Origin of the sequence: Sphingomonas sp., assembly GCF_019242355.1 — a bacterium.
Lineage (GTDB): Bacteria > Pseudomonadota > Alphaproteobacteria > Sphingomonadales > Sphingomonadaceae > Sphingomicrobium.
The window spans coordinates 18,113-30,045 of the sequence record NZ_JAFAVR010000139.1; the positions used below are offsets into that span (position 1 = coordinate 18,113).

General features: G+C 65.9%; 17 protein-coding genes. 12 read left to right on the plus strand and 5 right to left on the minus strand.

What is annotated here, in order from left to right; genetic code table 11:
* Positions 1 to 118: 118 nt before the first annotated feature.
* Genes pyrE through JOZ79_RS06805 form a run of 5 tightly spaced genes read left to right on the plus strand, consistent with a single transcriptional unit; the run spans position 119 to position 3,796 of the window.
* Complete coding sequence (gene pyrE, locus JOZ79_RS06785) at positions 119 to 703, plus strand: orotate phosphoribosyltransferase (protein WP_294072326.1); 585 nt, start codon at positions 119 to 121, stop codon at positions 701 to 703.
* Positions 700 to 1,425 carry a pyridoxine 5'-phosphate synthase gene (locus JOZ79_RS06790; RefSeq protein ID WP_294072329.1) on the plus strand — a complete coding sequence of 242 codons (726 nt, stop codon included), beginning with the start codon at positions 700 to 702 and terminating at the stop codon, positions 1,423 to 1,425. Before pyrE ends, JOZ79_RS06790 begins: the two co-directional genes overlap by 4 nt.
* A complete protein-coding gene (gene acpS / locus JOZ79_RS06795) occupies positions 1,422 to 1,829 on the plus strand; it encodes a holo-ACP synthase (protein WP_294072332.1) in 408 nt (135 codons plus the stop codon). Before JOZ79_RS06790 ends, acpS begins: the two co-directional genes overlap by 4 nt.
* 3 nt (positions 1,830 to 1,832) lie before the next feature.
* A complete protein-coding gene (gene lepB / locus JOZ79_RS06800; protein ID WP_294072383.1) occupies positions 1,833 to 2,708 on the plus strand; it encodes a signal peptidase I in 876 nt (291 codons plus the stop codon).
* Positions 2,708 to 3,796, plus strand: coding sequence for an AI-2E family transporter (locus JOZ79_RS06805; RefSeq protein ID WP_294072335.1), 1,089 nt, complete (start codon positions 2,708 to 2,710; stop codon positions 3,794 to 3,796). Before lepB ends, JOZ79_RS06805 begins: the two co-directional genes overlap by 1 nt.
* A 3-nt stretch (positions 3,797 to 3,799) precedes the next feature.
* Here JOZ79_RS06805 and JOZ79_RS06810 read toward each other — a convergent pair whose 3' ends face one another.
* The gene (locus JOZ79_RS06810) at positions 3,800 to 4,366 is read right to left on the minus strand and encodes an FKBP-type peptidyl-prolyl cis-trans isomerase (protein ID WP_294072338.1); all 567 of its coding nucleotides are present in this window, start codon (positions 4,364 to 4,366) and stop codon (positions 3,800 to 3,802) included.
* A 13-nt stretch (positions 4,367 to 4,379) separates the two neighbouring features.
* Positions 4,380 to 4,586, minus strand: coding sequence for a 30S ribosomal protein S21 (rpsU, locus tag JOZ79_RS06815; RefSeq protein WP_155265546.1), 207 nt, complete (start codon positions 4,584 to 4,586; stop codon positions 4,380 to 4,382).
* Positions 4,587 to 5,158: 572 nt separating this feature from the next.
* Here rpsU and JOZ79_RS06820 point away from each other — a divergent pair.
* Positions 5,159 to 5,875, plus strand: coding sequence for a murein L,D-transpeptidase catalytic domain family protein (locus JOZ79_RS06820; RefSeq protein ID WP_294072345.1), 717 nt, complete (start codon positions 5,159 to 5,161; stop codon positions 5,873 to 5,875).
* A gap of 49 nt (positions 5,876 to 5,924) precedes the next feature.
* On the opposite strand, the gene JOZ79_RS06825 is transcribed toward JOZ79_RS06820, so the two are convergent.
* A complete protein-coding gene (locus tag JOZ79_RS06825) occupies positions 5,925 to 6,176 on the minus strand; it encodes a CsbD family protein (protein WP_294072348.1) in 252 nt (83 codons plus the stop codon).
* Between the two features lie 179 nt (positions 6,177 to 6,355).
* Here JOZ79_RS06825 and JOZ79_RS06830 point away from each other — a divergent pair, with 179 nt between their 5' ends.
* Together JOZ79_RS06830 and JOZ79_RS06835 are read left to right on the plus strand one after the other, a co-directional pair.
* Positions 6,356 to 6,955 carry a TMEM175 family protein gene (locus JOZ79_RS06830; RefSeq protein WP_294072351.1) on the plus strand — a complete coding sequence of 200 codons (600 nt, stop codon included), beginning with the start codon at positions 6,356 to 6,358 and terminating at the stop codon, positions 6,953 to 6,955.
* 121 nt (positions 6,956 to 7,076) lie between these two features.
* The gene (locus JOZ79_RS06835) at positions 7,077 to 7,460 is read left to right on the plus strand and encodes a hypothetical protein (RefSeq protein WP_294072354.1); all 384 of its coding nucleotides are present in this window, start codon (positions 7,077 to 7,079) and stop codon (positions 7,458 to 7,460) included.
* A gap of 1 nt (position 7,461) precedes the next feature.
* Here JOZ79_RS06835 and JOZ79_RS06840 read toward each other — a convergent pair whose 3' ends face one another.
* The gene (locus JOZ79_RS06840; protein WP_294072357.1) at positions 7,462 to 8,853 is read right to left on the minus strand and encodes a L,D-transpeptidase family protein; all 1,392 of its coding nucleotides are present in this window, start codon (positions 8,851 to 8,853) and stop codon (positions 7,462 to 7,464) included.
* A gap of 162 nt (positions 8,854 to 9,015) precedes the next feature.
* Here JOZ79_RS06840 and JOZ79_RS06845 point away from each other — a divergent pair, with 162 nt between their 5' ends.
* From JOZ79_RS06845 to JOZ79_RS06855, 3 genes are all read left to right on the plus strand, one after another.
* Positions 9,016 to 9,321 carry a PilZ domain-containing protein gene (locus JOZ79_RS06845; RefSeq protein WP_294072360.1) on the plus strand — a complete coding sequence of 102 codons (306 nt, stop codon included), beginning with the start codon at positions 9,016 to 9,018 and terminating at the stop codon, positions 9,319 to 9,321.
* Between the two features lie 25 nt (positions 9,322 to 9,346).
* Positions 9,347 to 9,652, plus strand: coding sequence for a PilZ domain-containing protein (locus tag JOZ79_RS06850; RefSeq protein WP_294072363.1), 306 nt, complete (start codon positions 9,347 to 9,349; stop codon positions 9,650 to 9,652).
* A 104-nt stretch (positions 9,653 to 9,756) separates the two neighbouring features.
* The gene (locus tag JOZ79_RS06855; RefSeq protein ID WP_294072366.1) at positions 9,757 to 10,005 is read left to right on the plus strand and encodes a hypothetical protein; all 249 of its coding nucleotides are present in this window, start codon (positions 9,757 to 9,759) and stop codon (positions 10,003 to 10,005) included.
* A 10-nt stretch (positions 10,006 to 10,015) separates the two neighbouring features.
* Here the strand turns inward: JOZ79_RS06855 and JOZ79_RS06860 are convergent, their stop codons facing one another.
* Positions 10,016 to 10,900 (minus strand): peptidylprolyl isomerase, encoded by an 885-nt coding sequence (locus JOZ79_RS06860; protein WP_294072369.1) that lies wholly within the window; start codon positions 10,898 to 10,900, stop codon positions 10,016 to 10,018.
* Between the two features lie 64 nt (positions 10,901 to 10,964).
* On the opposite strand from JOZ79_RS06860, the gene purT reads away from it, so the two are divergent.
* Positions 10,965 to 11,933 (plus strand): formate-dependent phosphoribosylglycinamide formyltransferase (gene purT, locus JOZ79_RS06865; RefSeq protein WP_294072372.1); only part of this gene is annotated, 969 nt, incomplete at its 3' end.

An 11,933-nucleotide genomic window follows, 5' to 3' on the forward strand; every position in this document is an offset into this window, starting at 1 on the left:
GGGCTCTATAGGCGCGGGTTCCCTGAGCCTCAAGCGCCTCATCGGCGCCTCCGCCGCTCGCGGTTGAAGGCGCGCGTGGGCAGGCCTATTGCCCGGTTCGCCAACAGCCGGAGTGGCCATGACCGACGACGAGATCCTGGCGGAATTCCGCGCTGCGGACGCCCTGCTTGAAGGGCATTTCATCCTGTCCTCGGGCCTGAGGAGCCCGCGCTACCTGCAATGCGCGCGGGTGCTGATGGACCCGGCGCGGGCCGAACGGCTGGCGAAGGCGCTTGCCGCCAAGCTTCCACCCGACATACGCGACCGGGTCGAGGTGGTGATCTCCCCCGCGATGGGCGGGGTCATCATCGGCCACGAGATGGGCCGGGCGCTCGGAAAGCCCGCGATGTTTGTCGAGCGGCCACAGGGCATTTTCGAGCTTCGCCGAGGCTTCGCGCTCACTCCGAATACGAAGGTCCTGATGGTCGAGGACGTGGTCACGACCGGCCTTTCATCTCGCGAGGCGATCGAGGCGGTGCGCAAGGCGGGCGGCGACGTCATCGGCGAGGCAGCGCTGGTCGATCGCTCGTCGGGCAAGACCGACCTCGGCATTCCGTTCACGCCGCTGATCCGCATCGATGTGCCGACCTACGACGCCGACGCGCTGCCGGCGGATCTCGCCGCGATGCCCGCGGTCAAGCCGGGGAGCCGCGCCGCCGCGTGAGCAGGTGCCGTCTTGGAGTGAACATCGATCACGTCGCGACCATTCGCAACGCGCGTGGCGGTGATCATCCCGACCCGGTGCGCGCCGCGACGCTGGCGGCCGAAGCCGGCGCCGACGGCATCACCGCCCACCTGCGCGAGGACCGTCGCCACATCACCGACCGCGACATCGAGCGGCTGATGGCCGAGATCGACCTGCCGCTGAACCTGGAGATGGCGGCGACCCCAGAAATGCTGGAGATCGCGCTGCGCCACCGACCGCACGCCGCCTGCATCGTTCCCGAGCGGCGCGAGGAGCGGACCACCGAGGGTGGGCTCGATGCGGCTGGGCAGTTCGATCAACTGACGCCGGTGGTTGCGCAGCTCCACGATGCGGGGGTTCGCGTCAGCCTGTTCATCGAACCCACGGAGCGTCAGGTCGAAGCCGCTGTCCGCCTCGGCGCTCCGGTCGTCGAATTCCACACCGGTCGCTATGCCCATGCGCAAGGCGAGGAGCGCACCGCTGAGCTCCGCCGCATTGCCGACGCCGCCGCGCTCGCGGCGAAGAACGGCATCGAACCTCACGCCGGTCACGGCCTGACCTTCGACAATGTCGTTCCCATCGCGGCCATTCCGCAAATCGCCGAGCTCAACATCGGCCACTTCCTGATCGGCGAGGCGATCTTCACGGGGCTCGAAGTGAGCGTCCGCCGGATGCGTGAGCTGATGGACGCAGCACGGTGATCGTCGGCATCGGCTCCGACCTGTGCAACATCGAGCGCATCCAGCATTCGCTCGACCGCTTCGGCGACCGGTTCCTCGATCGGGTCTTCACCGACGTCGAGAAAGCCAAGGCTGGCTCGCGTCCGCACACTCGGGCCGAAACCCTCGCCAAGCGCTTCGCCGCAAAGGAAGCCTTCTCCAAGGCTGTCGGCACCGGGTTCAAGGGCGGCGTCTTCATGAAGGACATCGGCGTCGTTAATCTGCCGTCAGGGGCGCCGACGCTAAGGCTCACCGGCGGCGCGAAGGCGCGGCTTGACGCACTTGCGCCGGACGGCCACGCCCTCGACATACATCTCACAATGACCGACGATCATCCCTGGGCGCAGGCCTTCGTGATCCTGACCGCCCGCAGACTGGAGCCCTGAGTGTTGACCGATACTGTCCCCGAGGCGACCGCCAGCGACGAAGCGTCGCCCCCGGCTAAGGACGAGCAGCAGGGGTCCGCCCTGTGGCGGGAGATCAAGGGCCTGCTCTGGGTGCTCCTGGCCGTGCTCGCGTTCCACAGCTTCGTCGCCAAGCCATTCTACATCCCATCCGAATCCATGATGCCCGGCCTTCTCACCGGCGACCGGCTGGTGGTGACGAAATATCCCTACGGCTGGTCGTGGGTCAGCCCGAGCTTCCACGTCCTGCCGCACTGGCAGGGGCGGCTGCTCGGCCGCATGCCCCAGCGCGGCGACATCGTCATCGTCACGCCGCCGGGAACCACTCAGGATTACATCAAGCGGGTGATCGGCCTTCCCGGGGACAATGTGCGGATGGAGGATGGGCAGCTGTTCATCAACAACCAGCCGGTGAAACGGCAGTGGGTCGCACCGACCATCGTCCCGATCGACGCCAACTCGCCTTGCGGATCGACCCAGGATCCTAAGCTATACGACTATCGCGTGCGCGGAGCCGACGGAAAGATCTACTGCCGGGTGCCTACCGTTCGCGAGACAATGCCGAACGGCCGCCAGTACAACACGGTCGACCTTGGCCCGACCACAGAAGACAATTTCGGCCCGGTGACGATCCCCGCCGACCACGTCTGGCTGATGGGCGACAACCGCGACGACAGCGCGGACAGCCGAGTGCCTGAATCGGATGGCGGCCTCGGCGGCCCGGTGCCCTGGGAAAATCTCGGAGGCCGGGCGGAGTTCATCACCTTCTCGCTCGACGGCACCAGTGTCTGGTGGAACCCCCTCACCTGGCTCCCGGCCTTCCGACACGGCCGGGCCGGCACGTCGCTCCGGCAGAATTGATGGCCGAAACTCCGGCCACGACCGAACCGCACGTCGAGCGGCCAGGTCCGGCGGAGTTCCGCGATCCCCTCGTCCGCCGCGAGATGCAGAAGGCGGCCGTGTGGTTCGGAATGGCGCTGGCGATCGCTGGGGTCATCGTGCTTGGCCAGCCGTTGCTGCTGATCGTCGGCGGAGCGATCTTCGCGGTCTTCCTAGACGGCGGCGTGCGTCTGCTCGGCCGCTGGCTGCCCATCCCGCGCGGCTGGCGCCTGCTGATCGTGCTGCTCCTCGGATTCAGTTTCATTGGCTGGGTGGCCTGGTTTGCGGGGACAACGATCGCCGCGCAGGCCGAGGCATTGCGCGACGTCGTCACGGCGCAGTTCAACCGCCTCGCGGCCTTCGCCTCATCGCTTGGCCTCATGCCGAAGGGCCAGCTGGGGGATTTCAGCTCGCAACTGCTGGGGGGTGTCGGACGGCTGACGAGCGCGGTCGGAACTGTCGTCGGCGCCGTAGCAAGCCTGATTGCGATGATCGTGATCGGCATCTTCCTGACGTCCGAGCCGAGGCTCTATGATCGCGGTATCGCCTGGATGTTGCCGCTCCGCTACCGTACCGGCTTCTACCGCATCGCCGAACATGTGGGCTTCACCGTTCGCCGACTTCTATGCGGCCGGCTGATCGCCATGGTGTTCGAGGGCGTGTTCACCTGGTTCATGTTAAGCCTTGGGCACATCCCGATGGCAGGCCTGCTCGGCCTTCTTACAGGCGTCCTCGCGTTCATCCCCAATATCGGCGCCATCACCAGCGGGATCCTGATGGTCGCGGTGGGCTTCAGCGCGAGCAACAGCCAGGGCCTGTGGTGCGTGGTCGTCTATTTCCTGGTCCACAACATCGACGGCTATGTCGTCGTGCCCTATGTCGCGCGGCGGACAGTCGACCTGGCGCCGGCGGTGCTGCTTGCAATGCAGCTCCTGATGGGGGCGCTGTTCGGCATCCTCGGAATCCTGTTCGCGGATCCGATCCTCGCGTCGATCAAGGTCATGCTGGTCGACATCAGCCACCAGCACGAGGAGGATCAGGGCGAAAAGCCGGAGGTCGTCTCCGGCTGACGACTATTGTTGCGGCGAGCCGTTCGAAGCCGCGCCGGCACCAGGCGCCGCACTGCCCTGCTGCTGTTCCTGTTGCATCATCTGCTGTTGCTGAAGCATCGCCGCGCCTCCCGGGACGATCTTGCGGACGCGAACGTCGAAGGTCAGGGGGCTGTCCTTGGGCCAACCAGGCGGCGGCGGAGTGCCGATGAACGCAAGGCTCTGCGGCATCGTGAAGCGGTACTGGCCGCCCATCTGCATGCGCTTCATCGCCTCGGCGAAGCCGGGGAAGACCTGGTCCATCGTGAAAGGCTGCGGGCCGCCATGGGTCTCGCTGCTGTCGAAGACGGTGCCGTCCTTGCTGGTCAGGATATAGTCCAGCATCGCGGCGTCGGTCGGTTGGATCGTCGGTCCGCTGCCAGGGCTGATCGTCCGGAACTGGAGACCGCTGGCGGACACGGCAGGGCGAAGCGATCCGGCGCCGAGCCAGGCGAGCGCAATCGCGGCGGCGATGAGGAGCACGAACGCGGCGACGACCCGCATGATCGGGGCGCCGCGGTGCTTTTCGTGCACGGTGGTGGCGACGGACACGCCGCCGGCCGGTTTAACGGGCGCCTTCGCGCTCGGCGCGCTTGCGCTCGAGCTTGCGGGCGCGGCGAATCGCGGCGGCACGCTCGCGGGCTCGCTTCTCCGACGGCTTCTCGTAATGACGGCGCAGCTTCATCTCGCGGTAGACGCCCTCGCGCTGCAGCTTCTTCTTGAGCGCGCGCAGCGCCTGCTCGACATTATTGTCGCGAACGATGATCTGCATAAACTGCCGTCACACTCCTAGATTCTTCTCTGTCCGGACCATGTCAGGCCGGCTCTCGCGCAATGCTCGGCAGAGGCATGATGGGGCCCCGGCAAGTCACTGCCAATGTCCATTGCCGCCGCAGGACGGGCCCGCAGCGGAGGCGCGCCATAGCAGCGCTCCTTCGCATCATCAAGTCGCCTCGACGGCCGCGCGGCACATTCTCCCGCGCTGGCCTAACGTCGTGGTTTCCTCGCCCCGACGGCACCAAACGCGGCCCCCAAGCCAGCTCCAATGGCGATTCCAACCGGAAGATTGTGCATGGCGACGCCGATCCCGGCTCCGATCGCCACGCCTACCGCTATTGCCACTCCCAAGTTCATTTCATCTCCCCTGTACCTCCGGCACTAACAGAGCAGCGCGATCCATGCGTCAATCGGCCCGAGTCTCGATTCTGGTGCGAGTCACGCGCCGCCGGCGTCATACCTGCGGTGAATCGAGCGCTCGGCGGGATGAACGCGGAAACCCGGCCGCTTAGGTTATCGGCGGTTAACCCTCTGATTGTTATATGAATGCCTGAGCGGAGGGTACGAATGACTTTGAATCGACGGGAAATGTTGCGTCTCGGCGGCCTTGGCGCGGCCGGTGCTGTCCTGTCCTCGTCTGCGATCTCGCAGGTGCTGCCGTCCATCATTTATCCGGGCCAGCAGCCGAGCCGCGATCCGCTGGCGCCGCTGGTGCCGCCGCCAGCCTTGGTCCAGCCTCAAGCTTATGCGCAGCCGGCTGTCCCGGCCGCGCCAGGCGGTATCGACCCGCAGTTGTTCGCGCGCGCCAAGGCCGCGCTCGACCATCACCAGGTCTATCCGCGCGATACGATCGGCATCGCCGACTTTTCGCGTCCGTCGAGCGAGCCGCGGTTCCACGTCGTCGACATGCGCAGCGGCGCCGTCGACAGCTATCGCGTCTGCCACGGCCGCGGATCAGACCCGTCGCACTCGGGCTACGTCGAGCGCTTTTCGAACGACTATGGCTCCTATGCGACGTCGAACGGGACCTATGTCACCGGCGATTATTACGACGGCAAATACGGTACGTCGCTGCGGGTCCGCGGCCTCGATGCCTCGAACAGCAACGCCGAGGGTCGCGCCATCGTCATCCACAACGCCTGGTACGCCGAGGACGACATGATCCCGCTGCACGGCCAGCTCGGCCGGTCGGAAGGCTGCTTCGCGATGTCGCGCGCCAGCCAGTACGAAGTCATGCGTCGCCTTGCGGGCGGCCGCATGATCTACGCTGACAAGCTGGCCTAAGCAGCGCCCCCTCCCGCCCTGGTGGGCCTGACGACGCGTTCCTCTATTCCTATGCCGCCCGGCGCCGCCGAGCCGAACCGGCGAGTAACGACGACCCGATGACGGCGACGATGACCGCTGTCAGCAATGGCTGGGCGCGCGCGAAGTCCCTGATGGCGCCGACAGCCTGGCGGATGTTGCCAGACAGCTGATCGGCGAGCCCTTCGTTCTGAAGGTCGATGTCGCCGGTCGCATTTCCGAACGATTCCTTGATCCGGCCCTTGGCGGTCGTTCCTTCGCCGGCGAGCGTGTCGATGTTCATGAGTCACTCCGTTTAGGCTGTTGGTGGACAAACGCGCGAGAGGCAGCGGGGTGCCTCGCGAGTGAGCGATGGGACCTCGGCTCTTTGGGCGGCCGGTACGCCGGACGCCTGTCTTCGAGTTCTGACTTGATGGCTGACGGCTCGCGACGGCGCTTGCCCTGGCTCACGCGGGCCTTAACGTGCCGAGCGAAGCGGAAGCGGGGGACGGCGTGGGTCCGGAACGGGTCAATGCATTCACCGATGGAGTCATCGCGATCATCATCACCATCATGGTGCTGGAATTGCATGTACCGGATGGCACGGGACTGGAAGCGCTGAGAAGCGAATTGCCGACGCTAGGCGCCTACGTGCTCTCGTTCATCTATGTCGGGATTTACTGGAACAATCATCACCACCTGATGCAGAGCGTGAAGCGGATCGACGGCCGAGTGTTGTGGGCGAACCTCGGCCTGCTGTTCTGGCTGAGCCTGTTCCCTTTCATGATCCGCTGGGTCGGCGAGCACGGAGTGACGCCGGTCCAGACAGCGATCTTCGGCCTTGTGCTGTTCATGGCCGGAGCGTTCTTTTTCATCCTCGAGCAGGCACTGATCTGGGCGGAAGGTGAAATATCGTCGGTCGCCGGGGCCGTGGGTGGGCGCGGCAAGGAATGGCTGAGCGTCGCGATCTACGCGCTCGGTGTCGCCATATCCCTGTTTGTGTCGCCTTGGCTCGCGGTCGTCCTGTACATTGCGGTCGCCATTCTGTGGCTGGTCCCGGACCGCCGGTTTGAGCGACGCTGACTCGCGGCTCGGCGACGGCTCGGCGACCTGAGGCCAGAACGCCGGCACTCCCACCAGCTATTGCCGGAAGTCGTCAAACATCGCACGATGGTGGTCCGGATGGGTCCGGTGGGGGCGAACAATGAAGCGGATCGATATTTACTTCCTGGTGCTGGCAACGGTGCTGCTGCTGTGCGGTGCCGGGTTGGGAATCAAGATGGGGGCGTCGGAGGATTTCACGCTGGCGCCGGTGCACGCGCACATCAACCTGGCTGGCTGGGCTTCGCTCGCCCTTTTCGGACTCGCCTATCGCGCCTACCCGGCGATGGCCGAGCGCAAGCTGGCGCTGTTCCACTTCATCATATCGGCCTGCGCGGCGGTGATGCTGCCGATCGGGATCGGCTTTGCGATCCTGAAGAGCCAGCCGGGCCTTGCGATCGCGGCGTCCGTGCTGTGGGTGCTCGGCGTCCTGATCTTCCTCTTCCAGCTCATCGGCGTCCTGCGAACGGGCCCGGACGCGCGCTGAGCTAGCGGGCGGCGACCTGGTCGGTGGCCGGCACCGGCGGCTTCGTCGCCTTGGGCGGGACGAGGCTGGCGCCACCGTCCTTCATCTCGAGCGCCGTCATCGCCTTGGCGTCGCGGCCGTAGAGGTCCTGGTAGTTGACGATCGTGCCGTCGAGCAGTGCCGCCGAGCTGAAATAGACGATGTAGACCGGCACCGGCTTCACGAAATTCGCCTGGACCGTCTTCTTGGTGGCGAGCGTCTCCTGGATCTTGTCCGGGGTCCACTCCCCGCCGTCGTCGCCGAGCAACTGCGTCGCGAGGTCCATGATCTTCATGGTGCGGATGCAGCCATGGCTCAGCGCGCGCACATCGCTGTTGAAGCGGCTTCGAGCATTGGTGTCGTGCAGGTAGATCGCCTGGCTGTTGGGCATGACGAACTTGATCTGGCCGAGGGCGTTGGTCGGGCCGGGCGGCTGGCGCCAACGCTGGACACTGCCGTCAGGCGCCTTCACGGGGACAAAGCCCTTCTTGCCGGCGGCTTCATGCTCGATGCTCTTGGGGACTTCCCACCAGGGATTGAGGATGACGCCGACCGCCGTGGCCGAGAGCTGCGGCGTCGGGGTCGAGAGCTTGCCCGCGACCGCCCGATTCTTCCAGCGGTTGACGCCGTTTTCGACCAGGGTCGCGTAGAAACTCGGCACGTTGACGATGATGTATTTCTGCCCGAGGTCGCGCGGCAGCCAGCGCCAGCGATCCATGTTGAGGCGAATTCGGGCGAGCTTCGCGGTATCGGTTGCCGGCGTCGAGGCCAGCGCGGCCTTGAGCGCGGCATATTGCGGGTGGGTCGGAAGCAGCGAGCGAAGGGCATCGCCAATCTGGTGCGTGGCCAGCGCGCTCCGCATCAGCGCGTCCTGCTTTTCGGCATCAATATCATTGTCCGTCACGTACCAATCGACGCGCACTGCCCGGCGGACGTGGCCCATGGCCAAGTCCCACGACACCCGATCGAAACGATCGGTGGCAGCCTTCGAGAGCAGGATGGGATCGCCGGCACTAATCGCCGCGGCAAGCCCCGCCGGATCGTAATCCGCGGGATCGAGTCCCTCGGCGCCGATTTGGCCGATTGTGGCGAGCAGGTCCTGCGCATCGCGCGTCGACCACACCGCAGGCGGCAGCGGCAGCGGCGCCAGCTGGTCGCTGGGCTGCGGCGGCTTGTAATCCGGATTGCCGGGAACGGGCGCCCCAGGCTGTGTCGCGGCAGGACCGGTGCGGGGGGCGGTGCCCGGCGGCTGCGCAACCGGACGCGCAGGACGAACTTGAGCGCTCGCGGCGCCCGGCGCCAGCACCGCCGCGGCGGCCAGCAACATGCACTTCGACAGACCGCTCATCGGCAGCACCATAACCTTCGTTTTCAAGGACATCTCCACCCTTGAAGATGCATACACGGGAAGACGAACGCTCGCCAGTGATCCCGGCGCCACAGTTGCTCCGCTCATCGATAGCGGTCGATCACAACCAAAGTTTAAGTTTCAATCGGCTACAGATGGCTTTGAACTTTTGGGGGAAGTACCGGGCAAGTGGCGTCCGATCTCAGTCTCGACGGCGGCATGATCCCACGATCGACCGCGCGCAATATCGACGAGCGCAGCGAGCTCCGGCACGCCTCGCTGTCGAGCACCGCGGTCCTCGACTATCGAGGCCGCCGGCACGTCGTGCGGCTGGTCAACGTCTCCGAATCCGGCGCGATGATCATCTTCCCGCACGTTCCGCATATCGGAGAGGCGGTGCGGATCCAGTTGCTTGACCGCGGGCATGTCGCTGCTCAGGTTATCTGGGCGAAGGGCGGGCGCATCGGCCTGTCCTTCCTGGACGGCATCGGGTAGACCGCCGATGGAGATGAACTATTCAATGATCCGGGCGCGCATCGCCGAAATCGACGACCACGACGAGCGCCGCCGCTTCGTTCGCCGCCGGGTCGAGCTCGAGGCGAAGATGCGCGAGCTTGGCGCGAGCGGCGTCGAGGCTCGGGTGCTCAACATTTCAGAGAGCGGCTTCATGGCCGAGGCCGAAGCACAGTTCGAGGTCGGAGCGCGGGTGTGGCTGATGCTGCCGGGACGCGAGCGGGCGAACGCCGTCGTCAAATGGGTCGCCGGCGACCGCATCGGGGCCGAGTTCGCCGAGCCGATTTCGCTCGAGGGCCTGGCGCGCTCCTGAGAGCGCCTCCAACGCCACTCATCACGAATCCCACCTGTTGCCGAGCGGCTGTTGCAACCGCCCGGCCCGTCGCTCGTTGGCGAGCGGCGAAAGGAAACGGGAGCATGGCGAGCAGTTCATCGATGAGCGAGATGCGCAGGCCCTTCGAGCGGGGCTATCACGCCGTCTATCGCGAGCATGAGATCAACCATTGCCCCGGTTGCGGGCGGACCCACTGGCTGATCGGCAGGATGTCGGCGGAGTGCGCCTTTTGCGCAACCGCACTGCCGCTGGCCGAGGCGAGCACCCGGTCGCATGGCGCGCCCATCACGATCCGCCACAAGAACGGCGACACGCCCGCCTGGGCCGCCTGAGCGTAGAGTTTCAGCCCTTTTTCCGGATCGGCACGGCGGCGTTGCAGAGGTCGACGCCGCCAGCCGGCACTTCGTAGAAATCGTCCTTGCGATTGGCTTTCACGCGGAGCCAGGTGGCGAAGACGGCGCTTTGCGGATCGAGATATTCGAACGCAGGGCGGTCTGCCGCTGGCATGTCGCTGGCAATGCGGATCGCGGTGATCGGCACATATTGCGCCTTGTCCTTGTAGAAACCGAGGTCGCCGGTGCCGCGCGGTAGTGCGCTCAGGCGATCGATGCCTTCGAGCACGCGGCCGACCAGCGCGATATTGCGATCGAGCGCTCGCGCCGGGCCGCCAATGACTGCGTAGAGTTCCCCTCCTGTGCCGGTGTCCGGCGCGAGGTCGCGACCGACGCCGACGCTGCCGTAGCAGTGGGTGAGGGTCGCCCAGCCAGCCTTGCGATCATAAGCGATCGGCCAGCCATCCGCGTAGCCGACGCCCGGCGCATAGGGATCGACATAGCCCAGCGGGCGGACGGCCAGGCCGGCGAGCGGACGGGTGTATTCCGCCGGCGGCTTGGCGACGACGCCGGTCGGCCAGGGCTTATCGCTTTCGTTGAGGCCCCATTGCGCGACATAATTGTCCTGCAGCCGGTAAATGGTCGCGCCATCCCAATAATGGCCGCGGGCAAGCGCCTTGATGTTGGCGACATGGACTGGCGCGAATTGCGGCGCGAGCTGGATGACGATGCGACCTCCCCCGGCGAGGTCAATCACCAGCAGATCATCGGGGTCGATGGCTCGCCACGCACTCGCCGGCGATGCGGCGATGACGTCGCCCGGGGTCTGCGATTTCTTGGCGGGCGCGGCCCCCACCAAGAGCGCGGCAACGGCGGCAAGCAGCAAGCTTCGCATCAATTCAATCCCCCTCCGCCGCCGGTCTAGCGAAGCAAATCCTCGGCGGCTATCGGCTCATGCGATGGAGATTGCGACCTTGATGCTGCTCGGCTCCGGAGAGCTTGGGCGCGAGTTCACCATTGCCGCCAAACGGCTCGGCTGCCGAGTGATCGCCTGCGACCGCTATGCCGGCGCACCGGCGATGCAGATGGCCGATGCTTTCGAGGTCTTCCCGATGCTCGACGGCGCCGCGGTCAGGGCGGCGGTCGAGAAGCATCGGCCGGACGTCATTATCCCGGAGATCGAGGCGATCGACACCGCAACGCTGGCGCAGCTCGAAGGCGAAGGGTGGCGGGTCGCGCCTTCGGCCAGGGCCGTGCAACTGACCATGAACCGCGATGGTATCCGCGAGTTCGCCGCGCGCGAGCTGGGTTTGGTGACTTCCCGCTATCGCTTCGCCGAGACCCGCGACGAAGCGATCACGGCGGCGGCTGAAGTTGGCATGCCCTGCGTGGTCAAGCCGGTGATGTCGAGCTCCGGCAAGGGCCAGAGAACAGCGAGCAAAGCCGACGAGGTCGGCGCGGCCTACGATTACGCCGTCGCCAACATGCGCGGCGACCGGCCTCGCGTGATCGTTGAGGAGTTCGTCAAGTTCGACAGCGAGATCACGCTGCTGACGGTTGCGACAAAGGACGGGATCCTGTTCTGCCCGCCGGTCGGGCACCGGCAGGAAGCGGGGGACTATCGCGAGAGCTGGCAGCCGGCCGCGATCCCCAACGAGGCGCTTCATTCCGCTCGCCATCAGTCGCGCAAGGTCGTCGAAGCGCTTGGCGGCCACGGCATCTTCGGTGTCGAGTTCTTCGTGAAGGGCGATCAGGCAATCTTCTCGGAGCTCAGTCCGCGCCCGCATGACACGGGCATGGTGACCCTGATCTCGCAATTCCCGAACGAATTCGAGCTTCATTTGCGCGCGGTCCTCGGCCTTCCAATCCGGTCGATCGAGTTCGCCGGGCCGTCGGCTTCGGCGGTGATCCTGGCAGACCAGGAGTCC